This is a genomic window from Streptomyces sp. NBC_00663 (assembly GCF_036226885.1).
GTDB lineage: Bacteria > Actinomycetota > Actinomycetes > Streptomycetales > Streptomycetaceae > Streptomyces.
On the sequence record NZ_CP109027.1, the window covers coordinates 1,265,943 to 1,288,609 of the forward strand.

22 protein-coding genes are annotated in these 22,667 nt (G+C 71.1%); 14 read left to right on the forward strand and 8 right to left on the reverse strand.

All coding sequences use genetic code 11. The annotated features are described in order from the left end of the window. Window position 1 precedes the first annotated feature (1 nt). Entirely contained in the window at window positions 2–1,060 is a 1,059-nt protein-coding gene (locus OG866_RS05785; protein WP_329343937.1) for a FecCD family ABC transporter permease, read from the reverse strand. Between the two features lie 45 nt (window positions 1,061–1,105). Next, a complete protein-coding gene (locus OG866_RS05790) occupies window positions 1,106–2,452 on the reverse strand; it encodes a lysine N(6)-hydroxylase/L-ornithine N(5)-oxygenase family protein (protein ID WP_329332340.1) in 1,347 nt (448 codons plus the stop codon). Window positions 2,453–2,621: 169 nt separating this feature from the next. On the opposite strand from OG866_RS05790, the gene OG866_RS05795 reads away from it, so the two are divergent. Beyond that, window positions 2,622–3,569 (forward strand): methionyl-tRNA formyltransferase, encoded by a 948-nt coding sequence (locus OG866_RS05795; protein WP_329332341.1) that lies wholly within the window; start codon window positions 2,622–2,624, stop codon window positions 3,567–3,569. Between the two features lie 63 nt (window positions 3,570–3,632). Here OG866_RS05795 and OG866_RS05800 read toward each other — a convergent pair whose 3' ends face one another. Further along, on the reverse strand, window positions 3,633–4,535 hold the full coding sequence (locus OG866_RS05800) for a hypothetical protein (RefSeq protein WP_329332342.1): 903 nt from the start codon (window positions 4,533–4,535) through the stop codon (window positions 3,633–3,635). Window positions 4,536–4,720: 185 nt separating this feature from the next. Between OG866_RS05800 and OG866_RS05805 the strand changes: the two genes are divergently transcribed. Continuing rightward, the gene (locus OG866_RS05805; RefSeq protein ID WP_329332343.1) at window positions 4,721–6,988 is read left to right on the forward strand and encodes a heavy metal translocating P-type ATPase; all 2,268 of its coding nucleotides are present in this window, start codon (window positions 4,721–4,723) and stop codon (window positions 6,986–6,988) included. Between the two features lie 79 nt (window positions 6,989–7,067). Here the strand turns inward: OG866_RS05805 and OG866_RS05810 are convergent, their stop codons facing one another. Then, window positions 7,068–7,763, reverse strand: a complete 696-nt coding sequence (locus OG866_RS05810; RefSeq protein ID WP_329332344.1) for a type 1 glutamine amidotransferase domain-containing protein — start codon at window positions 7,761–7,763, stop codon at window positions 7,068–7,070. 50 nt (window positions 7,764–7,813) lie between these two features. Here OG866_RS05810 and OG866_RS05815 point away from each other — a divergent pair, with 50 nt between their 5' ends. Beyond that, complete coding sequence (locus tag OG866_RS05815) at window positions 7,814–8,743, forward strand: LysR family transcriptional regulator (protein WP_329332345.1); 930 nt, start codon at window positions 7,814–7,816, stop codon at window positions 8,741–8,743. Here OG866_RS05815 and OG866_RS05820 read toward each other — a convergent pair. Beyond that, the gene (locus tag OG866_RS05820) at window positions 8,740–9,702 is read right to left on the reverse strand and encodes a zinc metalloprotease (RefSeq protein WP_329332346.1); all 963 of its coding nucleotides are present in this window, start codon (window positions 9,700–9,702) and stop codon (window positions 8,740–8,742) included. The genes OG866_RS05815 and OG866_RS05820 overlap by 4 nt on opposite strands. Before the next feature lie 198 nt (window positions 9,703–9,900). On the opposite strand from OG866_RS05820, the gene OG866_RS05825 reads away from it, so the two are divergent. From OG866_RS05825 to OG866_RS05865, 9 genes are all read left to right on the forward strand, one after another. Continuing rightward, entirely contained in the window at window positions 9,901–10,194 is a 294-nt protein-coding gene (locus tag OG866_RS05825; RefSeq protein ID WP_329332347.1) for a hypothetical protein, read from the forward strand. Continuing rightward, window positions 10,184–10,678: a hypothetical protein gene (locus tag OG866_RS05830; RefSeq protein ID WP_329332348.1), complete on the forward strand. Its 495-nt coding sequence runs from the start codon at window positions 10,184–10,186 to the stop codon at window positions 10,676–10,678. Before OG866_RS05825 ends, OG866_RS05830 begins: the two co-directional genes overlap by 11 nt. A gap of 81 nt (window positions 10,679–10,759) precedes the next feature. Beyond that, window positions 10,760–11,308, forward strand: coding sequence for a DUF2269 family protein (locus tag OG866_RS05835; protein WP_329332349.1), 549 nt, complete (start codon window positions 10,760–10,762; stop codon window positions 11,306–11,308). Window positions 11,309–11,338: 30 nt separating this feature from the next. Then, on the forward strand, window positions 11,339–12,511 hold the full coding sequence (locus OG866_RS05840) for a flavin-dependent monooxygenase (RefSeq protein WP_329332350.1): 1,173 nt from the start codon (window positions 11,339–11,341) through the stop codon (window positions 12,509–12,511). 126 nt (window positions 12,512–12,637) lie between these two features. After that, window positions 12,638–13,336, forward strand: a complete 699-nt coding sequence (locus tag OG866_RS05845; protein ID WP_329332351.1) for a response regulator transcription factor — start codon at window positions 12,638–12,640, stop codon at window positions 13,334–13,336. An 80-nt stretch (window positions 13,337–13,416) separates the two neighbouring features. Next, window positions 13,417–14,502 (forward strand): acyltransferase family protein, encoded by a 1,086-nt coding sequence (locus OG866_RS05850; RefSeq protein WP_329332352.1) that lies wholly within the window; start codon window positions 13,417–13,419, stop codon window positions 14,500–14,502. Between the two features lie 295 nt (window positions 14,503–14,797). Beyond that, window positions 14,798–15,853 (forward strand): FecCD family ABC transporter permease, encoded by a 1,056-nt coding sequence (locus OG866_RS05855; RefSeq protein WP_329332353.1) that lies wholly within the window; start codon window positions 14,798–14,800, stop codon window positions 15,851–15,853. 1 nt (window position 15,854) lies between these two features. Beyond that, complete coding sequence (locus OG866_RS05860) at window positions 15,855–16,607, forward strand: ABC transporter ATP-binding protein (RefSeq protein WP_329332354.1); 753 nt, start codon at window positions 15,855–15,857, stop codon at window positions 16,605–16,607. 8 nt (window positions 16,608–16,615) lie between these two features. Further along, window positions 16,616–17,590, forward strand: a complete 975-nt coding sequence (locus tag OG866_RS05865; RefSeq protein ID WP_329332355.1) for an ABC transporter substrate-binding protein — start codon at window positions 16,616–16,618, stop codon at window positions 17,588–17,590. Between the two features lie 9 nt (window positions 17,591–17,599). On the opposite strand, the gene OG866_RS05870 is transcribed toward OG866_RS05865, so the two are convergent. Then, window positions 17,600–18,094, reverse strand: coding sequence for a GNAT family N-acetyltransferase (locus tag OG866_RS05870; RefSeq protein WP_329332356.1), 495 nt, complete (start codon window positions 18,092–18,094; stop codon window positions 17,600–17,602). Window positions 18,095–18,120: 26 nt separating this feature from the next. Between OG866_RS05870 and OG866_RS05875 the strand changes: the two genes are divergently transcribed. Beyond that, window positions 18,121–18,651: a CGNR zinc finger domain-containing protein gene (locus OG866_RS05875; protein ID WP_329332357.1), complete on the forward strand. Its 531-nt coding sequence runs from the start codon at window positions 18,121–18,123 to the stop codon at window positions 18,649–18,651. Window positions 18,652–18,675: 24 nt separating this feature from the next. Here OG866_RS05875 and OG866_RS05880 read toward each other — a convergent pair whose 3' ends face one another. After that, window positions 18,676–19,731: a glycoside hydrolase family 5 protein gene (locus OG866_RS05880; protein ID WP_329332358.1), complete on the reverse strand. Its 1,056-nt coding sequence runs from the start codon at window positions 19,729–19,731 to the stop codon at window positions 18,676–18,678. A 146-nt stretch (window positions 19,732–19,877) separates the two neighbouring features. On the opposite strand from OG866_RS05880, the gene OG866_RS05885 reads away from it, so the two are divergent. Then, complete coding sequence (locus OG866_RS05885) at window positions 19,878–20,957, forward strand: LacI family DNA-binding transcriptional regulator (RefSeq protein WP_329332359.1); 1,080 nt, start codon at window positions 19,878–19,880, stop codon at window positions 20,955–20,957. A 311-nt stretch (window positions 20,958–21,268) separates the two neighbouring features. Here the strand turns inward: OG866_RS05885 and OG866_RS05890 are convergent, their stop codons facing one another. Further along, window positions 21,269–22,423, reverse strand: coding sequence for a S1 family peptidase (locus OG866_RS05890; protein ID WP_329332360.1), 1,155 nt, complete (start codon window positions 22,421–22,423; stop codon window positions 21,269–21,271). Window positions 22,424–22,667 lie beyond the last annotated feature (244 nt).

Below are 22,667 nucleotides of genomic sequence, written 5' to 3' on the forward strand. Positions count from 1 at the left end.
TTCACGTGTTCTTGACCTTTCCGAGCCACACCAGCGCCGCGAAGAACGGCGCGCCCAGGAGGGCGACGACGACCCCGGCGTCCAGTTCACCCGGCCGGACCACAAGGCGCCCCACGATGTCGCACACCAGCAGCACGATCGCGCCCAGCAGTCCGGCGTACGGCACCAGCCAGCGGTAGTCGGGGCCGGTCAGGTACCGGGCCACGTGGGCGACCATCAGCCCGAGGAAGGCGATGGGGCCGCACGCCGCCGTCGCCGCGCCCGCGAGGAGGGTGATGGCGAGGATGCCGACGGTCCGGCTCAGCGCGATGTTCACGCCGAGCCCCCGGGCCACGTCGTCACCGAGGTTGAGGAGGTTGATGGCGGGCAGGGTGCTGAGCGCCAGGACCAGGCCGACGGTGATGAACGCGGTCACCGGCCAGATGACACCGAAGCCGACCCCCGCCACGGACCCGGCGTTCCAGAACCGCAGCGCGTTCAGCGCCGCCTGGTCGGTCAGCGCGATCGCCGTGGTCATCGCGGCGAGGAACACCGCGACGCCCTGTCCGGCCAGGGCGAGCGTCAGCGGGTTGCCGGCGCCCCGGCCCAAGCTGGAGAGGCCGAAGACCACGACACCCGCGACCGCCGCGCCCAGGAAGGCGAACCAGACGTACTGGAAGGGGTTGGTGAGCCCGAACAGGGTGATCGCCGAGACCACCGCGAAGGACGCGCCCGCGTTCACCCCCAACAGACCGGTGTCGGCGATCGGGTTGCGGGTGTAGCCCTGGATCAGCGCCCCGCCCACGCCCAGGGCGATGCCCGCCACCACGGCGAGCACCGTCCGGGGCACCCGGACCGTCCGGACGATGAGTCGGATCTCGGTGAGCCGCTGGTCGGCCTCCGGCGCCGCGAACAGCCCGTGCCACACCTCGCCGGGACTCAACGCGCGCGCACCGACGGCCAGGGACACCGCTCCGGTGATCACGAGGACCACCACCAGCACACCCAGACCCGCAACTCGCCTCCTGCGGGCGGGAGTTGAGTCTCGGGGCGCGGCGCGCTCGACTGCGGTCATGCCCATGTGGACGTACGTCATCCCTTTGATCGAACCAGTGGGCGGCTGTTGTCAGCGGGCGGCGGAGCTGCCGATCCCGTCGACGATCGGACGGGCCTCGTCGGAGGCGGTCTTGAGGACGGAGTCGAGGATCTCGCCGACCCTGATGGCGGTGTTGGAGAGCAGGGACGAGGTGATGCCGTGCGTGTGCTCGGTGCCGCCCTGGAGGTAGATACCGCAGCGGAGTTCGGGGCGGGTGGCGATGCGGTAGTCGCGTTCGACGCGCAGCCGGCCCTCGTCGTCGCGCAGACAGAGGTCGGCGACCTCCCCGAGGAGGCCCTGGGGGTCGGCGGGGCTGTAGCCGGTGGCGAAGACCACGACGTCGGCGTCCAGCGGGGTTTCCTCGCCGGTGACAAGGGACTTGACGGTGGTTCGCACCCCGTCGGGCCGCTCCTCGACGCCGACGAGGCGGGAGACGTTGAGGAAGCGCAGCCGCTCGGTGCCGAGGACTTTCTCCTGGTACATCTGCCGGTACAGGTCGTCGATCAGATCAATGTCCACCACGGAGTAGTTGGTGTTGCCGTGGTAGCCCATGAGCTGCCGTTTGACGTCGTCGGGGGCGGCGAAGTACGTGTCGACCGCGTCGGGGTCGAAGATCCGGTTGGCGAAGCCGCTGTCGTCGGCGGGGCTGTAGCCGTAGCGGGAGAAGACGGCGCAGACCTCGGCCTCGGGGAAGCGGCGGTGCAGATAGGCGACGTTCTCGGCGGCGCTCTGTCCGGCGCCGACGACGACGAACCGGGACGGGGAGAGGCCGTCTAACTCCTCGACCTTGCCGAGGAGTTCGGCGTTGTGCCAGACGCGGTCGGTGCGCTCGACACCCTCCGGCATGAGGGGGCGCAGGCCGGTGCCGATGACGAGGTTGCGGGCCCGGTGCAGGGCAAGCCCCTCGGCGGAGCGGACCGTCACCTCCAGATGGTCGACGACGCCGTCACGGACGACCGGGGAGACGGCGACGACCTCGTGGCCGTACGAGATCATGGCGTCGACCTGGGCGGCGGCCCACTCGAAGTAGTCGTGGAACTCCACCCGCAGCGGGAACAGGTTCTTGTGGTTGATGAAGTCGATCAGCCGCCCCTTGCTCTTCAGATAGCAGAGGAAGCTGTACTCGCTGGCCGGGTTCCGGAGCGTCACCAGGTCCTTGAGGAAGGACACCTGCATGGTCGCGTCGTCGATCAGCATCCCGCGGTGCCAGCCGAAGCTCGGCTGCTGCTCGAAGAAGTGAGCGCTGACCCCCTCCTGCCGGTCGACGCGCGCGTTGTGCTCGCTCAGTGCGATCGCCATGGCCACGTTGGAGGGGCCGAAGCCCACGCCTATGAGGTCGTGGATCAGTGATGCGTCGTCAGGAAGAGTCTGTGCCATGTCACTCCCATCCTGCGGGTGGATGGGCACGCCTACGGAGGGGCGGCCCAAAACTTAGGTAAGGCTAAGCTCATCCTGTGGAACTGTCGATAGGCAGTGCACCGTTGTGCACTTAGGTAAGCCTTGCTTTACTGACGCCTGGTCAGTCCCTGCTCCGAGGAGGAACCGCATGCGGGTCGTCATGTTCGGCTATCAGACCTGGGGGCACCGGACCCTCCGCGCCCTGCTGGACTCCGAGCACGACGTGGTCCTGGTGGTGACCCACCCCAAGAGCGAGCACGCCTACGAGAAGATCTGGAGCGACTCGGTCGCCGACCTCGCCGAGGAGCACGGCGTGCCGGTCGTGATCCGCAACCGCCCTGACGACGACGAGCTGTTCGCGCGCCTCAAGGAGGCCGACCCGGACATCATCGTGGCCAACAACTGGCGTACCTGGATCCCCCCGCGCATCTTCGGCCTGCCCCGGCACGGCACCCTGAACGTGCACGACGCGCTGCTGCCGAAGTACGCCGGGTTCTCCCCGCTGATCTGGGCCCTGATCAACGGCGAGTCCGAAGTCGGCGTCACCGCGCACCTGATGAACGACGAACTCGACGCCGGTGACATCGTGCGCCAGGAGGCGGTGCCGGTCGGGCCGACGGACACCGCGACCGACCTCTTCCACCGGACCGTCGACCTCATCGCCCCGGTCACCCTCGGCGCGCTCGCTCATATCGCTTCCGGGCAGACGGAGTTCACCCGGCAGGACCGCTCGCAGGCCAGCTTCTTCCACAAGCGCTCCATCGAGGACAGCCGCATCGACTGGACCTGGCCGGCGGAGGACCTCGAACGCCTGGTCCGCGCCCAGTCGGAGCCGTACCCGAGCGCGTTCACCTTCCACAAGGGCCGGCGGATCGAAGTCCTCGCCTCGGTCGTCTCCGAGGGCCGGTACGGCGGGACGCCCGGCCGTATCTTCTATCGCGAGGGCGAGGGTGTCGTCATCGTCGCCGGGGCCGACGCGCGCACGGGCCGCAACCATGGGCTGGCCATCACCCGCGTACGCACCGAGGACGGCCGCGAGCTGCCCGCGACCGAGTACTTCACCAGCATGGGCGGCTATCTCACCAACCAGCCCTGAGACGTAGTCGGCATGAAGTGACCCGCCACTGCCCGTGCAGCGGCGGGTCGCCGTATGTCCGGGTCAGTGACCGTGACCGCCCTCGGCCTCCCCGTGCCCCGCACCGGTCGTCACCGTGAACGCCGCCGTGTGGACCTGGCCCGCGTGCTTGAAGTCCAGGAACAGGCGGTACGTTCCGCCGCTGGGGGCGGTGGCCATGAAGGAGACGTCCGGGCCGGAGCCGGTCCCGGCGTTGGGGTGGACGTGGAGATAGGCGAGGTCGCCGGAGCGCAGGGCCACCAGGTGGCCGTAGGCGCCGAGATAGGGCTGGAGGTCGGTGACGGGGCGGCCGGCGCGGGAGACCTTGAGCTTGAGTTCCGTCGCGGTGTTCGGGGTGAGGCCGCCGGTCAGCTCGACCTTGTAGCCATCGACGGTGGCGGTGCCGCTCGGAGCCGGGAACTTCTGGGGCGCGTAGGCACCCGAGGCGGCCAGGTCCGCGCCGAGGACGAGGTTCTCGGCACCCTTCTTCGCCGGGGTGAAGTCGGCGAAGACGCGGTAGCCGCCCGCGCGGGGCAGGGACACGGGGATGCTCCAGGTGCCGTCGGCGGCGCGGGTGGGGTGCAGATGACGGTAGGTGACGAGGTCGCGTGAGGCGACGATGAGGTGGAGTTCCTTGTCGTGCTCGCGCTGGTACGCGGTGACGGCACGGCCCGCCGCGTCCCGTACGGCGAACCGCAGCTCGGAGCGCTGCCCGGCCGTGACGCTCGGGGTGCTCAGGTCGAGGGTGTAGCCGCCCTCGGAGATCTGGAGCCCGCCGGCCGGGCTCTCCTCGTGCCCCGCCTCCTCACCCCCTCCTTCGTGACGGTCATGGGAAGCGGGCGCACTCTCCGTGACGACCGGGTCGATGCCCTTGCCCACCCCATAAGCGGTTCCGAAAGTCGCGGCGAGCGCGGCGGCGAACGCGGAGATCTTGAGTCCTGCATGCATGGCCAGCTCCTCGGTGATCACGGCCGCCGAACGTCGGTCGCGGGGCCTCAACGCAGTCGACAATACCCCCAGGGGGTATAAAGTCAACCGCTGGGACCGCTTGCGCTGGGTACCCCCCATGGGTATACCGTGAGTCACGGCGAAGATACCCCCGCCCCCTATCCAGCCCACGAGGAGCAGCAGCGATGACCACCACCGCGACCGGAGCCCCCTCCGAGGCCGCCTCTTCCGAGGTCGAGCTCGCCATCGGCGGCATGACCTGCGCCTCCTGCGCCGCCCGCATCGAGAAGAAGCTCAACCGCATGGACGGGGTCACCGCCACGGTCAACTACGCGACCGAGAAGGCGAAGGTCAGCTATGCCGGTGACGTCTCCGTGCGGGACCTGATAGCGACCGTCGAGAAGACCGGGTACACGGCACAGGAGCCGTCACCGCCGAAGGAACCCGGGGGCGACGAGCCGGTGGACGACGAACTGCGCACGCTGCGGCAGCGGTTGACCACCGCGGCACTGCTCGCCCTGCCCGTCGTCGCGATGGCGATGATTCCGGCCCTCCAGTTCGAGTACTGGCAGTGGCTGTCGCTCACGCTGGCGGCACCGGTCGTCACGTACGCCGCATGGCCCTTCCACAAGGCGGCGTTCACCAACGCGCGGCACGGCGCCGCGACCATGGACACGCTGATCTCGGTGGGCACGCTGGCCGCGTTCGGCTGGTCGCTGTGGGCGCTGTTCTTCGGGACGGCCGGCACACCGGGCATGAAGCACCCCTTCGAGCTGACGGTCGCCCGCGGTGACGGCGCCGGCAACATCTATCTGGAGGCCGCCGCCGGTGTCACCGCCTTCATCCTGGCCGGGCGGTACTTCGAGGCGCGCTCCAAGCGCAAGGCGGGTGCCGCCCTGCGGGCGCTGCTGGAGCTGGGCGCCAAGGACGTGACCGTGATCGGGTCCGACGGGCGTGAACGGACGGTGCCCGTGGGTGAGTTGAAGGTCGGCGAGCGGTTCCTGGTGCGGCCCGGCGAGAAGATCGCCACCGACGGGACGGTGGTCGAGGGCTCCTCGGCCGTGGACGCCTCGATGCTGACCGGCGAGTCCGTGCCGGTGGAGGTCGCCCAGGGGGACGCGGTCATCGGTGCCACGGTCAACGCCGGCGGACGGCTCGTCGTCGAGGCCACGCGGGTCGGCGCCGACACCCAACTCGCCCGTATGGCACGGCTGGTGGAGGACGCGCAGAACGGGAAGGCGGCGGCGCAGCGGCTCGCGGACCGGATCTCCGCGGTGTTCGTCCCGATCGTGATCGCCCTCGCGCTCGGCACCCTCGGTTTCTGGCTGGGCAACGGCGCCGGACTGACGGCCGCGTTCACCGCCGCGGTCGCCGTGCTGATCATCGCCTGCCCGTGCGCCCTGGGTCTCGCGACGCCGACCGCGCTGCTGGTCGGTACCGGGCGCGGCGCGCAGCTCGGCATCCTCATCAAGGGCCCTGAGGTCCTGGAGTCCACGCGCAGGGTCGACACGATCGTCCTCGACAAGACCGGCACGGTCACCACGGGCCGGATGACGCTGCTGGCCGTCCACACCGCCGAGGGCACGAACGAGGCCGAAGTCCTGCGCCTGGCGGGCGCGTTGGAACACGCCTCCGAGCATCCGGTCGCCCGCGCCGTGGCCGACGGGGCACTGGAGAAGCTCGGCTCGCTGCCGACACCCGAGGACTTCGCCAACGTCCCGGGACTGGGCGTGCAGGGGATCGTCGACGGGCACGCGGTGCTGGTGGGCCGGGAGCGGCTGCTCGAAGAGTGGGCGATCGCGCTTCCGGGGACACTGGCCCTGGTGAAGGCGGAGGCCGAGGCGTCCGGTCGTACGGCGATCGCGGTCGCCTGGGACGGCGAGGCACGGGCCGTGCTGGAGGTCGCTGACGCGGTCAAGGAGACCAGCGCCGAGGCGATCACCCGGCTGCGGGCGCTGGATCTGACGCCGATCCTGCTGACCGGCGACAACGAGGCGGTGGCGCGGGCCGTCGCCCGCGAGGTCGGCATCGCGCCCGAGGACGTCATCGCCGAGGTGCTGCCGCAGGACAAGGTCGATGTCGTCAAGCGCCTTCAGGGCGAGGGGCGTTCGGTGGCGATGGTCGGCGACGGCGTCAACGACGCGGCCGCACTGGCCCAGGCCGACCTCGGTCTCGCCATGGGGACGGGCACGGACGCCGCGATCGAGGCCGGTGACCTGACCCTCGTACGCGGAGACCTGCGCGCGGCGGCGGACGCCATCCGGCTGGCCCGGCGGACCCTCGGCACCATCCGGTCCAACCTGTTCTGGGCGTTCGCCTACAACGTGGCCGCCCTGCCGCTCGCCGCGGCCGGACTGCTCAACCCGATGCTCGCCGGGGCGGCCATGGCCTTCTCGTCGGTGTTCGTGGTGGGGAACTCGCTACGGCTGCGGTCGTTCAAGGCGGCGAACTGAACGATCCGTACCGGGGAAGAGCACGGCGCCCGCCGGACGACACCGGCGGGCGCTGTGCTCTTTGCGCTGTGCGCTGTGATCAGCCCAGCTTCTTCAGCAGCTCGCCCGCGAGCGGGGCGGAGGAGGCCGGGTTCTGACCGGTGACGAGGTTGCGGTCGACGACGACCTTCGGGGCCCACGGCTCGCCCACCTGGACCTGTACGCCCGCCTCGGTGAGCCGGTCCTGGAGCAGCCACTTGGCCTTGTCGGCGAGGCCGCCCTGGATCTCCTCGTCGTTGGTGAACGCGGCCACCTGGTAGCCGGCGAAGGCGTTGGTGCCGTCGTCCTTCACCGCGGCGAGCAGCGCGGCCGGGCCGTGGCAGACCACGCCGAGGGGCTTCCCGGACTCCAGGGCGAGGGTCAGCAGCTCGCCGGAGCCGGCGTCGACGGCCAGGTCCTCCATGGGACCGTGGCCGCCGGGGTAGAAGACGGCGGCGTAGTCGTCGAGGTCGACGTCCGCCAGCTTGACCGGCTGCCGCAGCTCGGTCATCGCGGCGAGCGCGGCGGCGGTGCGGTCGGCGCCCTCCTGACCGCCGTTGTACTCGGGCGCGAGGCTGCCCTTGTCGACGGTGGGGACGACCCCGCCGGGGGTGGCGACGACGATCTCGTGCCCCGCGGCCTTGAAGGCCTGGTACGGGGCGACGGCTTCCTCGGCCCAGAAGCCGGTGGGGTGCAGGGTGCCGTCGGCGAGCGTCCAGTGGTCGGCGCCGGTCATCACGAAGAGGATCTTTGACATGCTTCGAACGTAGGCCACCCCACCCATAGAAATCCAATAGGCTCACATATATGAGAGATAGGGAATCCAATGACCACCCGGCCGGAGGCCCCCTGGACCTGAACCTGCTGCGCACCTTCCTGACCGTGTACCGCACCGGCTCCTTCACCGCCGCCGCCCGTCTGCTGGGCCTGTCGCAGCCCACGGTGACCACCCAGATCCGCGCCCTGGAGCGGCAGCTGGACCGTGAGCTCTTCGAGCGCCTCGCCCGCGGGGTGGCGCCCGCACCCTACGCCGACGAACTGGCCGCGCGGGTCGTCGAACCGCTGGACGCGCTCGCCACGGTGGCCCAGCCGGAGGACACCCCGGCCGAGCCGGTGCACCTGGCCGGCCCCGCCGAGTTCCTGACCCGTTCCGTGCTGCCGGGCATCGCACCGCTCGTGGAGAGGGGCGTACGACTGCGTGTCACGCCCGGACTGACCGAGCCGCTCCTCGACGACCTGCGCGCGGGCCGGCACGACCTGGTGATCGCCACCTTCCGCCCCCGCGGCCGGACCCTGGCCTCGGTGCCGCTGAACGACGAGGAGTTCGTGCTGGTCACCGGGGCCGCCTGGGCGGAACGGATCGGCGGCCCGGGGCGCGTCGCGACGGAGGGGGCCGCCGCGCTGCACGGCGTCCCCCTGGTCGCGTACGCCGAGGACCTGCCGATCGTCCGCCGCTACTGGCGGCATGTGTTCGGCAAGCGCCTGGTCTGCCCGCCCTCGGTGACGATGCCCGACCTGAACGGGGTCAGGGCGGCGGTCGTGGGCGGTACGGGGTTCTCGGTCCTGCCCCGCTATCTCTGTGCCGACGAGCTGGCGTCCGGTGCGCTGGTCCTGCTGCACGACCCGGATGACCCGCCCATCAACACCGGCTTCCTGGTGCAGCGCCCCGGCGTCTCGGGCAACCCGCACGTGGCCGTCGTACGCGACCATCTGCTGCGCGCCGCCCGCGAACGCTAGGGCTTGAGGAAGGAGGACCGGGCACCTTCGAGGGTCGCGTCCATCCGGGCCGCCTGCCCCTGGGTGAACATGAACATCCCCACGTCGTCCGTGTAGTCCATGTAGTTGACGAACATGTCCCCGTCGGGTGCGTTGTTGCAGGTCACGTGCGGGAAGGTGGGGGTGCCGAAGTTGGGGCCGCCCGCGTTGGGGGTGTCCTCGACGAAGTCGCTGCCGCTGCACCCCTGGCCGTCGTCGCCCCAGATGTGGAACAGGTTGAGCCAGTGGCCCACCTCGTGGGTGGCGGTCCGGCCGAGGTCGAACGGCGCCCGGGCCGTCCCCGTCGTACCGAGGTAGCTGTGGCCGATGACGACGCCGTCGGTCTCGGCCGGGCCGCCGGGGAACTGGGCGTAGCCGAGGATCTCCCCGGCCTGCGGCTCTTCGAGGCGAGGGGCCACCCAGAGGTTGAGGTACTGGTCGGCGGGCCAGGCGTCACGGCCGCCGCTGGACGTGAACTTGATGGTGTCGTCCGTGCGGAAGCTGTCCGTCGCCGTCTCGGTGCGGGTGATGCCGCTGGTGGGCGCGCCGAAGGGGTCCTGGGTGGCGAGCGCGAACTCGATCCGGCAGTCGGCGGTGAGCGACTGCCAGACCGCGGGGACGTCCGAGACGTCCGGGTTGAGCATCCGGTAGTCCTGGTTCAGGACCTCGATCTGGCTGAGGATCTGCTCGTCGGCGATGTCCTGCTCGGGTGTGTGGTGGACGATGTGCACGACCACCGGGATGACCGTCACCCCGATGCGGGCCGAACTCTCCAGGCCCGTCTCGAAGGCGAAGGCCCGGTTCTCCACCGCCTCCCGGGCGACGGCGTAGGCGGGGTTCTCGGTCAGCAGCCGCCGGTGGACCGGCATCGTGCCGCAGACGCGGCGGGCGGGGGCGGGGGTGGTCTGGTCGATCTCGTTCTCGTTCTCGTTCTCGGGCACGCTGCACCGCCTGACGAAGGCCACGTCTGCACGACGCGGAGGTGAGGGTGGAACGGGCCCGTTGAGGTTTACGGTAGGGCGACCGCACGGGCGCGGACAGCGGATTCGCGAAATCGGCGGTAAGTACGTCGTTGCCTTCCGTATCGGGTCAACTGGACAGTTTCCGGCTCAACTTGCATGGGAGAGGAGGTGCCCGCGATGAGCGGCCCACCACCGGAGCTGATCGGAACATGGGTCCACTCCTACGAGGAGGACTCCCCCGGCGTCACCGTGTACCGCCCCGCCGGCTATCCCTTCCCTCCCGCGCGGGGCCGCCGGGGGCTGGAGTTCGCGGCGGACGGCACGTTCAGGGAGCGTCCCCTCGGCCGCGGTGACGCGGCGGGCTGCCTCTTGGAGGAACGCCGGTTGCGGGAAAGCCAGTTGGAGATCCTCTATGTCGACGAGCAGATCCTCAAGGTGCGCACACCGGAAGGCGGGCCGCGTGTTCCGTAGAAGTGCCGTCGCGCTGGCGGTCGTTGGCGCGCTCGCCGTGGCCGGTTGCGGCGCCGAGGGCAGCGGCGGTTCTGCCGCTGATCCATCGCGGGTGACCGTCGACACCGCCACTCCGACACCCTCCCCCACGCCGACGCCGGTCACCAGCTCCGGCCAGCAGCTCGTGGCCATGAACATCAGCGGCGGTTTCGCCGGCGTCTCCCAGCAGGTGGTCCTGCGCGGCGACGGCACCGTGCACGCTCGCGACAGCAGTAGGTCCGCGGTGCGCCGTGCCAGCGGGGCCGAGTTCGAGGAACTGCGGACGCTGCTCGGCGACCCGGCGCTGGACGAGGTCCCCGACGTCACGGTCAACACTGGCGCCGCCGACCTGTTCCGGTACGAACTCCGTTTCGACGGCCGCACGGTCACGACCGACCGCTCCACGCGGCACCCAGCCCTCGACCACCTCATCGACGCCCTGAGCGAGTTCCTGCCGAAGGGGTGACGGCGTACTCCCCCCTCAGTACACCGGATTACTCCCCCTGTCAGACGCCCTCGCCCCACCCGCCCGGGCACCGTAGGTCCCATGAAACTCAGCCGCCCGGCCCGCAAGGGCTCCCTCGTGGTCCATGTCGTCGCCTCGGCCGGCTGGCTCGGGCTCACCTTCGGCCTGCTCGCACTCGGGATCACCGCGGCCACCACCGGCGACCCGGTGACCGTGGAGTCCTCGGTCCGGGCCATGAAGGTGTTCGCCGACTGGCTGCTTCTCCCCCTCGCGCTCCTCACCTTCGTCAGCGGCCTGCTGCTGTCGCTGGGCACGCCGTGGGGACTCGCGCGGCATCGCTGGGTCGTCACGAAGTTCTGGCTGACCCTCGCCACGCTCACCGCCACGGCGTTCGTCCTGCGCCCGGCCGTGAACTCCGCGGTCGCCGCCGTGGCCGCGGGGCATCCGCTGCCGGACACCGGTGACGTCCTGTTCGGGCCGATCGTCTCGTCGAGCGCGTACGTCTTCATGACCGTGATCTCGGTGCTCAAGCCGTGGGGACGGACACGGCGCGGACGCACGCAGCGGCCGACTTCAACTGTCTCCGTACGAGGGGGGATTGACGTCCCGGTCCGCGCCGCGTCACGGTGATGACCCGTCAGACGATCCCGGAGGGCGTCCATGACATCAGCGCCGGAACCCCGCTCCGACTCCGAACTCGTCCAACGTGTACGGGACATCAGGCCGCTGATCGCCGAGCACGCGCTGCGGACCGAGCAGGAGAGGCGGGTGACGGGCGAGGTCGTCGCGGCGCTCACCGAGGCCGGGGTCTACCGGATGAACGTCCCCCGGCGGTACGGCGGTTACCAGTCACGGCCGCGTACCCAGGTCGACGCGCTGGCCGAGGTCGCCGGGGCGTGTGGCTCCGCCGGGTTCATGGCCCTGATCCAGGCGGGTTGCGCGTTCATCGCGGCGCTCTTCCCCGACGAGGCGCAGGACGAGATCTTCACCGGCCCCGACGTCCGGGTCGGCGGCACGCTCATCCCGGGCCCCACCGCCGTCGCGGTGGACGGCGGCTATCTCGTCAACGGCACCTCGGGCTTCGCCACCGGCTGCCAGGACGCCGACTGGCATCTGCTGACGGTCCGGGTCGAGTCCGGCGACGGGCCGCCCGAGGTGCTGTGGACGGCCGTGCCGATGGCCGAGCTGGAGATCCTGGACGACTGGCACGTCTCCGGGCTGGCCGGTTCCGGCAGCAACAGCGTGGTCGCCCATGACGTCCTCGTCCCCGCGCACCGCGTCCTGCCCGTCGGCCCGCTGCTGGCGGGCGAGTTCCCGTCGAAGGCGAACGCCGACGACCCCTTCTACCGGATGCCGGTCCTGCTGATGTTCTGCGTCTGGACGGCCCCGCACGCGCTCGGTCTGGCGCGGGCGTCCCTGGCGGAGTTCACCGAACGCATCCACCGGCGGGGCATCACGTACACGTTCCACGAGCGGCAGCACGAGGCGACCGTGACGCATCTCCAGGCAGCCGAGGCGGCGATGAAGATCTCCTGTGCCGAGCTGCTGACGGACGACATCGTGGCGCGCGTCGAGGCCGGGGAGCCGTACACCCGGGAGGAGCGCGCGAGAATCCGGGCGCAGAGCGGGTACGTGGCGCGGCTGTGCAAGGAGGCGGTCGATCTGATCGCCTCCGCGTCCGGCGCGTCCTCGCTGCACCGGGAGGTGCCCGTGCAGCGGGCGGTACGCGATCTGCACGCCCTCAACCTGCACTCCTTCGTCAATCCGGCGACCAATCTGGAGCTGTACGGGCGGGTCCTGTCCGGGCTCGATCCAGGGACGCTCTTCCTCTGAGCCAGGCACGCTCGCCGCCGGCCGGAGAGGTGATCCAGACCACGAGGAGAACGATGTCGTTTCTCTGGTGGCGGGGCTATGCTGAGGCTCAAGCGAACGAAACCGTTTCGTTCAGGAGGGTCGCCCATGACCTCTGTCCTCATCGTCAGCACCCAGTCGCTCCAGCGGCTCGGCCTGCGCATGCTCCTGACGGACCAGACCGACCTGACCGTCGCCGGCGAGGCGACCACCGGCGCCGAGGCGGTCCGGATGAGCGCCGTGCTCCGCCCCGACGTCGTCCTGCTGGACGGCCGCGTCCAGGACACCGACGGCATCGATGTCATCCGCCGGATCACGCACCCTCCGGCCTTCGCCGCCGCCCCCGGTCTCGCCGAAGCCGCGACCCGGCCGCCGCGGGTCCTCGTCCTCATCCCCGACACCCACGAGCAGTACGCCTCCGCCGCCCTGCGGGCCGGAGCCGGCGGCTTCGTGCTGGAGAACGCCGCCCCCGAGGAACTGATCGCGGCGATCCGGGTCGTGGGCGTCGGGGACGCCGTCATCACCCCCAATCTCACCCGCGCCCTCATCGACACCGTCCGGCAGCAGCAGCCGGTCCGCCCCGCCGCGAACGGGGTCGGTCTGCACACGCTCACCGAGCGGGAACGCGACGTCCTCACCGCCATCGCCGCCGGCTGGTCCAACGCCGAGATCGCGGCCCGGCTGAACATCGCCCCGACGACCGTGAAGTCCCACGTCAGCCACATCCTCGCCAAGATCGGGGCACGCGCCCGCGTCCACGCGGTGGTCTTCGCCTACGAGACGGGCCTGGTGCGGCCCGCCGCCTGAGGTGACCGCCCACCGGCGAGGCGCCACGAAGCACCCTGCCGTGGACGTTTGAGGCGCCCCGAAGTGGTCAGGCGCGGGGGATGTCCCCGCTTCCCGCCACCGTGGTCCCGTCGACCCCACCCGAGCCCGGCCGCCCCACCGCGGAACGTGACGCGTTCTTCGACAACGCCAAGTACCTGGCGATCCTCCTGGTCGCGACCGGGCACGCGTGGGAGCCGCTGCGGGACGGCAGCCGGACGGTCAGCGCGCTCTACATGCTCGTGTACGCCTTCCACATGCCGGCGTTCATCGTCGTCGCCGGCTACTTCTCCCGGTCCTTCGACGCGAGCCCGCGGCGGCTGAGACGGCTGGTGACGGGGGTCGCCCTCCCCTACGTCGTCTTCGAGACGGCGTACACCCTCTGGACGAGGTGGACCGACGGCGCCCCGGACCGGCCGGTCAGCCTCCTGGAACCGCTGTATCTGACCTGGTTCCTGGCCGCGTTGTTCATCTGGCGGCTGACGACCCCGGTGTGGCGGTCGGTGCGGTGGCCGCTGCCGCTCGCCCTCGGTGTGGCCGTGGCCGCGAGCATGACGCCGTCGATCGGCGAGGACCTCGATCTCCAGCGCACACTCCAGTTCCTGCCGTACTTCGTCCTGGGCCTCTGCCTGAGGCCGGAGCATCTCCGGCTGGTGCGCCGCCGCTCGGCGCGTGTGCTGGCGGTGCCGGTGTTCGTGGGCGCGCTGGGTGTCGCGTACTGGGCGGTGCCGCGGATGAGCGGGGCCTGGTTCTACCACCGGGACAGCGTCCAGGAACTCGGCGCGCCGGGCTGGTCAGGCCTGTTGATGACACCGGTGGTCTTCGGCTGCTCGACGCTGCTGGTCGCGTGCTTCCTCGCCTGGGTGCCCGGGCGCCGGACGTGGTTCACCACGCTGGGCGCGGGCACGCTGTACGGCTATCTGCTGCACGGGTTCGTCGCGCGGGGCTCCGAGCCCTGGGGCTGGTACGACCCCGCCTGGGTCCACGAGCCCCTCGGGGCGGTCGCCGTGACGGCCGTCGCCGCGACGGTCGTCACCCTGCTGTGCACCCCGCCTGTGCGCCGCCTGTTCCGCTGCGTCATGGAACCGGACCTGACCTGGGCCTTCCGCCGCAACGAGCCCCGCGAACGCGTGGCCACGGCCGCCTGAGCGGGCGTGCGGCACGAAGCCGGCCGACGCCCGGCCCGCTGAACTCCGGTACCCCATACGTTTGCTACGCTCCCGGAGCCTCCCGCGGGGGAAGTCCGGTGAGAGTCCGGCGCTGACCCGCAACGGTGTGCGCGACGCCCTACCTCCGTCGCGTGAGCCCGATCGCCTGTGGGTGGTGCGACCCGTTGACTGCTCGCCGTGGACTGCGAGAGGGGACCGCACGGCATGGCTGTCGTACGGGCCGCCTCCCTGACCGAGTTCCGCAGGCGGCCCCAGGCGAAGGACCGCCCCGACCGTGCGCCGAAGTCCCACCCCCAGCCGCATACCCCTGCCACCGCTCGTCGCCGGGCTCGTACTGCTTCTCGCCGCGTCCCTCGTCGGCGGCGTGGGACTGGGCGCGGCCGGGATCGGGTGGGCGGACGTCCTCCGGTTCCTGTGGGCCGGCCTGACCGGTGGGACCGTGCACGCGGACGACGCCGCCGCCTACACCATCGTCTGGGAGATCCGCTTGCCCCGGGTGGTGCTCGGCGCGGTCGTCGGCGCGGGGCTGGCGGCCGTCGGGGTCGCCGTCCAGGCGATGGTGCGCAACGCCCTCGCCGATCCGTTCGTGCTCGGCATCTCCTCGGGCGCTGCGGTGGGCGCCAACGCGGTCATCCTGCTGGGGGCGTTCGCGGAGCTCGGCGTGTGGGCGCTGTCGGTGTCGGCGTTCCTGTCCGCGCTGGCGGCCATGGTGCTGGTGTACGCGGTGGCCCGTTCACCGCACGGGCTGACTCCGTTGCGGCTGGTCCTGACCGGTACCGCACTGGCGTACGGCTTCGAGGCGGTCACCACCGTGATGGTGTTCGGGGCGGCGCGCGGCGAGGCGGCCCGGTCGGCGCTGATGTGGCTGCTGGGCAGTCTGGGCGGGGCGACCTGGACCCAGGTGCCGCTGGTCGCGGTGACCGTGGCGGCGGGGTGGGCGTGGCTGCGGTGGCGGGCGGAGTCGCTGAACGCGCTGGCGATGGGCGACGAGACCTCGGCCGCGCTCGGGGTCCGGGCGGCCCTGCTGCGGCGCGAGTTGTTCCTCGTCACCGCCGCCGTGACCGGGACCGTGGTCGCGGTGAGCGGGGCCATCGGGTTCGTCGGGCTGATGGTGCCGCACGTCGTACGGATGCTGGTCGGCGCCGACCACCGGCGGGTGCTGGCCGTGGCCCCGCTCGCCGGGGCCGTCCTGCTGGTGTGGGCCGATGTGCTGTCCCGGCTGCTGCTCGCCCCCGCCGAACTGCCGGTCGGGGTGATCACCGCCGTGGTCGGGGTGCCCGCCTTCCTCCTTCTCATGCGGCGCGGCGGCTACGCGTTCGGAGGTCGCTGACATGCGGCTCGACATCGAGGACGTGAGTGTCGCCGGGATTCTCGACGGGGTTCGACTCGCCGTGGACAGCGGGGCGTTCGTCGGGCTCGTCGGCCCCAACGGCAGCGGCAAGTCGACGCTGCTGCGCTGTGTGTACCGGGCGCTGCGGCCGACCACCGGTGTGGTGCGGCTGGCCGGGGACGACGTGCACGCGCTGCCGTCAAGGGCCGCCGCGCGCTCATTGGCCGCGCTGCCGCAGGAGTCGGCGGCCGAGTTCGACTTCACGGTCGCCGAGGTGGTGGCCATGGGACGGCTGCCGCACCGGGAGCGTACGGCGGCGTCCGACGCGGAGATCTGCGCGCGGGCCATGGCACGCACCGGCGTCGCCCACCTCGCCGACCGGGGGTTCCTTTCCCTGTCGGGTGGTGAGAAACAGCGGGTGCTGATCGCCCGCGCGCTCGCCCAGCAGCCGCGGGTGCTGGTCCTGGACGAGCCGACCAACCACCTCGACATCGCCCACCAGTTGGAGGTGCTGCGGCTGGTCCGGGACAGCGGCGTGACCGCGCTCGCCGCCCTGCACGACCTCAACCTGGCCGCCGCGCACTGCGATCTTCTGTACGTGATCGCGGACGGCCGGATCGTCGCCTCGGGTCCCCCGCACGACGTGCTCCGACCCACGCTGCTGGCCGAGGTGTTCGGCGTCCGCGGCCATCCCGTACGGCATCCCGAGACCGGGGTCACTCAGCTCCTCTTCGACCTCCTGCCCGCCGACTAAGGACTCCCATGCGCAAGTTGCTCGCCGCCACCCTCTGCCTCGCCGCCACCGCCACCGGATGCGGAGCGTCGGTGGAGTCGGCGAAGGACGCGAAGTCCACCGCCGTCACTCTCACCAACTGCGGCCACAAGGTGACCTACGACAAGGTTCCCGAACGGGTGGTGACCAACGACGTCGGTATCACCGAGCTGATGTTCGCGCTCGGCCTGGAGGACCGGATGGCCGGGTTCGCCATGCCCGACGACAAGGGCGATCTCACCGGCGTGCCCTGGAAGGACGGCTACGACAGGGTGAAGTGGCTGTCCAAGGACCAGCTCACCAAGGAGAACGTCCTCGACGCCCGCGGTGACTTCGTCCTCGCCGGCTGGAACTACGGTTTCCGCGAGGACGCCGGCTTCACCCCGGACGCCCTGAAGAAGCTCGGCATCCCCTCGTACGTCCTCACCGAGTCCTGCCGCAACGGCCGTACCGAGACCGCGCGCGGCATCATGCCGCCCCTGGACGCCCTGTACACCGATCTCACCAACCTCGGAAAGCTGTTCGGTGTCGAGAAGCGGGCGGCGACACTGATCGCCGGCTTCAGGAAGCAGGTGGCCGACGTCCACGCGAAGGCCCCGGCCAAGCGCCCCAAGGTCTTCCTCTACGACAGCGGCCAGGACCAGCCCTTCACCTCGGGCCGCTACGCCGCCCCCGACCAGATCATCAGCGAGGCCGGCGGCGTCAACGTCATGCACGACGTCCAGGACTCCTGGACCACCGTCGGCTGGGAGAGCGTCGTGGAGCGCGACCCCGACGTCATCGTCATCTGCGACTACGGGGACGTGAGCGCCGAACAGAAGAAGAAGTTCCTGCTGTCGTACGCCCCGCTGCGCCATGTCTCCGCCGTCAAGCACCGGCGGATCTTCGTCCTCGACTACGTGGACCTGGTCGAGAGCCCGCGCAACCCGTCGGCGATCGCCAGGCTGGGGGCGTACCTGCGGTGAACCCGCGTCTCAGGGGCGCCAGTACAGCGAGGGATCGGGATGGTCGGTGAACCCCAGGTCACGGTAGAGAGGTTCACCCTCGGCGGAGGCGTAGAGGTCCACCCGGGCCACCTCGCGCTCCCGGAACCAGTCGAGCAGCCCCCGCATGATCGCGCGGCTGTGCCCGCGCCGCCGCTGCGCGGGGTCGGTGACGACGCCGATGACCTGACCGATCCGGCCGTTGACGAGGTGCGGGCCGGGCAGCCGCTGTTCGACGACACCGATCCCGCAGGCGGCGAGCCGCCCGCCGTCGCCGTCCACGACGAGGACGCGCACGGTGTCCGCGGTCAGCTGCTCCCGCAGGACCACGGCCAAGGCGTCCAGCCATCCCTCGTCCCCGGACGCGGAGTTGAAGAAGGAGTCGTCGAGACCGTCGAACAACAGGGCCCGCAGGCGCAGCAGTTCGACGAGGTCGTACTCGCCCGCCTGACGGACTGCGGAGCGGATCGCGGTGCGTTGTCCCATGCCGACGAGCCTGCTGTAATGACCTTGTGCACCTCAACCCTTACGGCACGGATGCCGTGAACCTCGCCGCCGACCTGGTCAACCGCCGCCCGGCCGACGTCCGGGAGCTCGCGGAGCGCTGCCGGGCCGCCGGGGTCGCGGTGGAGGGGCCGGTCACGCCGGAGGACCTCGATCGCGTCGGGGCGACGCTCGACGCGTGGGAGAAGGTCGTCGAAGCGAGCGAGGAGCGCGAACGCGCCGCGCTGGTCAACGAGATGCTGGCCGCGGCGGCGGCCCACCCCCGCATGACCAATCACGTCGGCAGCGGCTGGCATCTGCACTACCGCGACGACCGCCAGCCGCTCGGCGAGGTCCTCTCGTCACTCATCTCGGTCGGCACGGCACTGCACTTGGCGGGCCGCGGCATGCACCGCCTCAGCCGCTGCGCGGTCACCGAGTGCACCACGGTCTTCGCCGACACCTCCCGCACCGGACGGCAGCGCTACTGCTCCCAGCGCTGCGCCAACCGCGACGCGGTCCGCCGCCACCGGGCCCGGGGCGTGCCGTCCGCCGGCTGACGGACGGCACCCCGCCGGATCAGCTCACTCGCCGACCGGCTTGCCGCGCTGCCAGGCCCAGGCCAGCCGGTCCGCGCCGGACTGGTTGGTGGTCTTCAGCGAGGGCTTGGCCAGGTCGCCGGTCAGCTCCTGTATCGAGTAGATGTCGTCGGTGCGCAGGCCCGGCCAGTACACCGAGCCCATCTTCAGCTCGCGGAAGGTGTCGGTGACGGCCTGGATGTAGTTGACGAAGTTGTCGTCCGGCGTCTTCACGTTGTAGTTCAGGCCCGTGGTCATCGGCGCGCCGAACTCGTCGGCGACGGTCCGGTTGGCGCAGTCGCCGATGCGCACCTTGAGGTCGGCGACCCACTCGTCGTAGGTGGCGTACGACTTCCAGAAGCCGTAGTGGTGCAGGGAGAGGTACGTGCCCTTCAGGCGCGGGTCGGCGCAGACGGACGTGACGTGGTCGTTGTAGCCGGCGCCGCTGACGAAGACGCGGTTGCGCGGCACGGACTTGTAGGTGTCCAGCCACTTGGCCGCGATGTCGGCCCACTCAGTGTCGGTGTAGCCGTGGGGCTCGTTCATCGGCTCGAAGTAGACCTTCGAGTTGCCCTTGTAGGCCTTGACGACCGTGTTCCACATCGGCCAGTAGGTGGCCTCGTCGTCGATGTAGCCGTCCTTGCGGTCACCCGTGCCCTCCCAGTAGGACACGATCACCTTGAAGCCGTGGGCCGTCGCGGCGTCGATGACCCCACGGTAGGACTTCCAGTAGGAGCCGTTGACCGTGTACGGGTTGATCGGCAGCCGGACCGTGTTGGCGCCGAGGTTGGCGCGGAACCCGGAGATGATCCGGCTGGCCTTGGCATAGGTCTGGGCGTAGGTGTCGCTGGTCGACAGGCCGGACAGCTGGAGCAGGTCGTCGGCGAAGTTGTCGCGCGGGTCGGCCCAGTTGACCCCCTTGAACTGGGTGGTGTCGATGCTCGGCGCGGCGGAGGCGGGGCTGCCCGCGAGGCCGGCGCCGGTGACGGCGGCGATCGCGACGGCGGCGAGGGCGGCCCGTGTACGGGGCTTGAGGCGGGTGCTGACTGGGGTCTTGCGCATCGACGTACCCTTCCGGGGGGACAGGATGTTTACGTAAACATCACGGCGCCGGAATCGTGGCATCCGCCCCGACGACCGTCAAGGTTTCCCACACGTAACATCCCTTGCGACAGGGACGGGGTCCATGACGGCCGAGGGAGGCACCAGTGGTGGAGCGAGGCGGTTCCGGGGTGCCCGGCGGGCGCCGCAGACAGCGGGTGTCCATGGCCGACGTGGCCCAGCTCGCGGGGGTGTCGTCGCAGACCGTGTCGCGGGTCTCCAACGGCCACCCCGGGGTGATCGAGTCGACGCGGGAGCAGGTCCTCGCGGCGATGCGGGAGCTCGGCTACCGTCCCAACAGCGCGGCCCGCGCCCTGCGTTACGGCCAGTTCAACACCATCGGCGTGATCCTCTTCGACCTGGCCTCGACCGGCAACAGCCGCACCGTGGAGGCGATCGCCACGCACGCCGCGGCCGAGGGGTACGCGATCACCCTGATCCCGATCGACGTGCCGACCCAGGACAACGTGCTGGGCGCCTTCACCCGCATGGGCGAGCTGGCGGTCGACGCCGTCATCGTCATCATGGAGGTCCATCTGCTGGACACCGGCACGGTCCAGCTCCCGCCGGGGGCGCATGTCGTCGTCGTGGACTCCGACGCCGGCGACCGCTACAGCGTGGTCGACACCGACCAGGCCGACGGCGCCCGCAAGGCCGTACGGCATCTGCTGGACCTGGGCCACCGCACCGTGTGGCATCTGACCGGCCCCGAGGCCTCCTTCGCCGGGCAGCGCCGGACGCAGGCATGGCGCGCGGTGCTGGAGGAGGCGGAGTGTCCGGTGCCGGAGCCGCTGCACGGGGACTGGACGGCGGCGTCCGGGTACGCGGCCGGGCTCGCGCTGGCCGACGAGCCCGACTGCACGGCGGTGTTCGCGGCCAACGACCAGATGGCGCTGGGCCTGCTGCGGGCCTTCCACGAGCGCGGGGTCTCGGTGCCCGGCGAGGTCAGTGTCGTCGGCTTCGACGACATCCCGGACGCCGCCTACTTCGTGCCGCCGCTGACCACCGTCCACCAGGACTTCACCGAGGTGGGCCGCCGTTGTGTGCGGACGGCGCTCCAGCAGATCCGCACCCCGGGCGGCGTCCGCCCGGGCAACGACCTGGTCCCGACACAGCTGGCGCTGCGGGCGAGCACGGCGCCGCCGCGGGCACGACTCGGGAAGGGCGCCGCGCGCCCACGCGGCTGACCTTCCGGCCGCCGCCGACGGGAGGCCCGCCGAGGAGAGCGCCGGGAGAGCACCGCACCCACGCGCGACTGAACCATCGTGCCGACGCTGCCGCGCCCGCGCTGAGCCGACGGCGACCCGGGCCTCCCAGGAGCCTCTCGTCCAGGAGCACGCCGCACCCCGCGGAGCTGCGGGTCACTCGTCCGTGGGGCGCAAGGGCAGTTCCGGCGGGCCGGACGGGCTGCTCTGTCTCCTGCTGTCGGCCGCCGGCACGGCAGGGGCGGTGTGTGAAGCGTGGGCCCGACCCCAAGTGTGGCCGAGCCCACGCGGGTTCAGGCGGTGTGGAGGGTCAGGCCGTACCGGTTGAGGATCTCGTTGACGGGCTGGAACCAGGTCTCGCCCCCGCCGGAGCAGTTGCCCCAGCCGCCGGAGGTGACGCCCTGGGCCTGGTCGCCGCTGATGAACGAGCCGCCGGAGTCACCGGGTTCGGCGCAGACGCTGGTCTTGGTCATCTGACGCACCGCGCCCTGGCTGTAGTTGACGGTCTCGTTCATGGCGAGGACCGTGCCGCAGTGCCAGTGCGTGGTCGAACCCGAGCGGCAGACGGACGAGCCGACGGGCGCCACGTTGGACCCGCGCACGAGCTGGTCGGAGACGGTGCCCCAGCCGAGCACGACCGGCACCGTCCACCAGCCGCTGCCCACGTTGACCCAGGCGTAGTCGTTGTCCGGGAACGACGAGCCCTGGAAGTTGCCGATGTAGCTGCGGTCCCAGCCGTAGACGGCGCCGGTGTGCTGGTCGCAGTGCCCGGCGGTGATGAACCCGCCGTACACCGAGAAGCCTATGGAGCAGCGGACGTTGCCGGTGTAGAAGGGGTCGCCGCCGACGGTTCCGGCGGCGAAGGTCCGCGGCGCGGTGGCGATGTGCCGGACGGTGACGGGGCCGGCGCGGTGGGCCCGGTCCACGAAGCGCCGGACATCGTTGTCGGCCTTCTCACTCGCGACGACGTTGACGACGATCGTGCTCGCCCGTGGGTCGACATGCCAACTCGCCACGCCCGCCGGGGCGGTGAGCCGGTCGAGGCGGTCCTGGGTGGCGGCGAGTTCACGGGCCGTGTGAGCGACGGTGCGGACGTCGGCGCCGGTGGCTCGTACCGCTCGGACGGTCGCTCGCGTCGCGTCCGGGGTGAGGCCCACGGTCAGGGTCGCGGCGTCGGCGTCGTACCAGGTGCCGCCGAGTGAACTCCCGGCGGCCCGGCGGGCCTTGGGTTCGGCGGCCGTGGCCCGCCGCTCGGCGGCGAGCCGCTTCTCGGCCTGGGCCCTGGTGAGGTGCAGGTCGCTCTGCATCGCGGTGAGGAGACCGGCGGACGCGGGCGCCTTCGCCGTGCGGGCGCCGTCGGCGGAAGCGGGCGTGCCGCCGGCGGCGACACCGGCGCCGAGCGTGAGCAGCACGGCCAGGACGGCGTGCGTAAGTCTGGTGCGTCTCATGGGGGTTGCCCTTCGTCGTTCCAGTGGAGTGGGGATGGAACAGCGGGGAACAGCAGATGCTGAGAGCGCTCTCAGGAGGGTGGCCGGGCCGAGCCTAGCGACCGATCGCGGCCAGGTCCATACCAATTCGGTCACTCTCTCGAACAGCTCGCGCCCCGGCTCAACTGGCCACGCTCCGGCGCGTCGTTGGAGCGCAGCGACATAGGCTGCTCCAAGATCCGCAGCGGAGCGGACTCCCCTCGAC

Coding starts and splice junctions, on each gene's coding strand:
- OG866_RS05785 (WP_329343937.1), bottom strand. CDS start 1,060: ATGGGCATGACCGCAGTCGAGCGCGCCGCGCCCCGAGACTCAACTCCC.
- OG866_RS05790 (WP_329332340.1), bottom strand. CDS start 2,452: ATGGCACAGACTCTTCCTGACGACGCATCACTGATCCACGACCTCATA.
- OG866_RS05795 (WP_329332341.1), top strand. CDS start 2,622: ATGCGGGTCGTCATGTTCGGCTATCAGACCTGGGGGCACCGGACCCTC.
- OG866_RS05800 (WP_329332342.1), bottom strand. CDS start 4,535: ATGCATGCAGGACTCAAGATCTCCGCGTTCGCCGCCGCGCTCGCCGCG.
- OG866_RS05805 (WP_329332343.1), top strand. CDS start 4,721: ATGACCACCACCGCGACCGGAGCCCCCTCCGAGGCCGCCTCTTCCGAG.
- OG866_RS05810 (WP_329332344.1), bottom strand. CDS start 7,763: ATGTCAAAGATCCTCTTCGTGATGACCGGCGCCGACCACTGGACGCTC.
- OG866_RS05815 (WP_329332345.1), top strand. CDS start 7,814: ATGAGAGATAGGGAATCCAATGACCACCCGGCCGGAGGCCCCCTGGAC.
- OG866_RS05825 (WP_329332347.1), top strand. CDS start 9,901: ATGAGCGGCCCACCACCGGAGCTGATCGGAACATGGGTCCACTCCTAC.
- OG866_RS05835 (WP_329332349.1), top strand. CDS start 10,760: ATGAAACTCAGCCGCCCGGCCCGCAAGGGCTCCCTCGTGGTCCATGTC.
- OG866_RS05840 (WP_329332350.1), top strand. CDS start 11,339: ATGACATCAGCGCCGGAACCCCGCTCCGACTCCGAACTCGTCCAACGT.
- OG866_RS05845 (WP_329332351.1), top strand. CDS start 12,638: ATGACCTCTGTCCTCATCGTCAGCACCCAGTCGCTCCAGCGGCTCGGC.
- OG866_RS05850 (WP_329332352.1), top strand. CDS start 13,417: ATGTCCCCGCTTCCCGCCACCGTGGTCCCGTCGACCCCACCCGAGCCC.
- OG866_RS05860 (WP_329332354.1), top strand. CDS start 15,855: ATGCGGCTCGACATCGAGGACGTGAGTGTCGCCGGGATTCTCGACGGG.
- OG866_RS05865 (WP_329332355.1), top strand. CDS start 16,616: ATGCGCAAGTTGCTCGCCGCCACCCTCTGCCTCGCCGCCACCGCCACC.
- OG866_RS05870 (WP_329332356.1), bottom strand. CDS start 18,094: ATGGGACAACGCACCGCGATCCGCTCCGCAGTCCGTCAGGCGGGCGAG.
- OG866_RS05880 (WP_329332358.1), bottom strand. CDS start 19,731: ATGCGCAAGACCCCAGTCAGCACCCGCCTCAAGCCCCGTACACGGGCC.
- OG866_RS05890 (WP_329332360.1), bottom strand. CDS start 22,423: ATGAGACGCACCAGACTTACGCACGCCGTCCTGGCCGTGCTGCTCACG.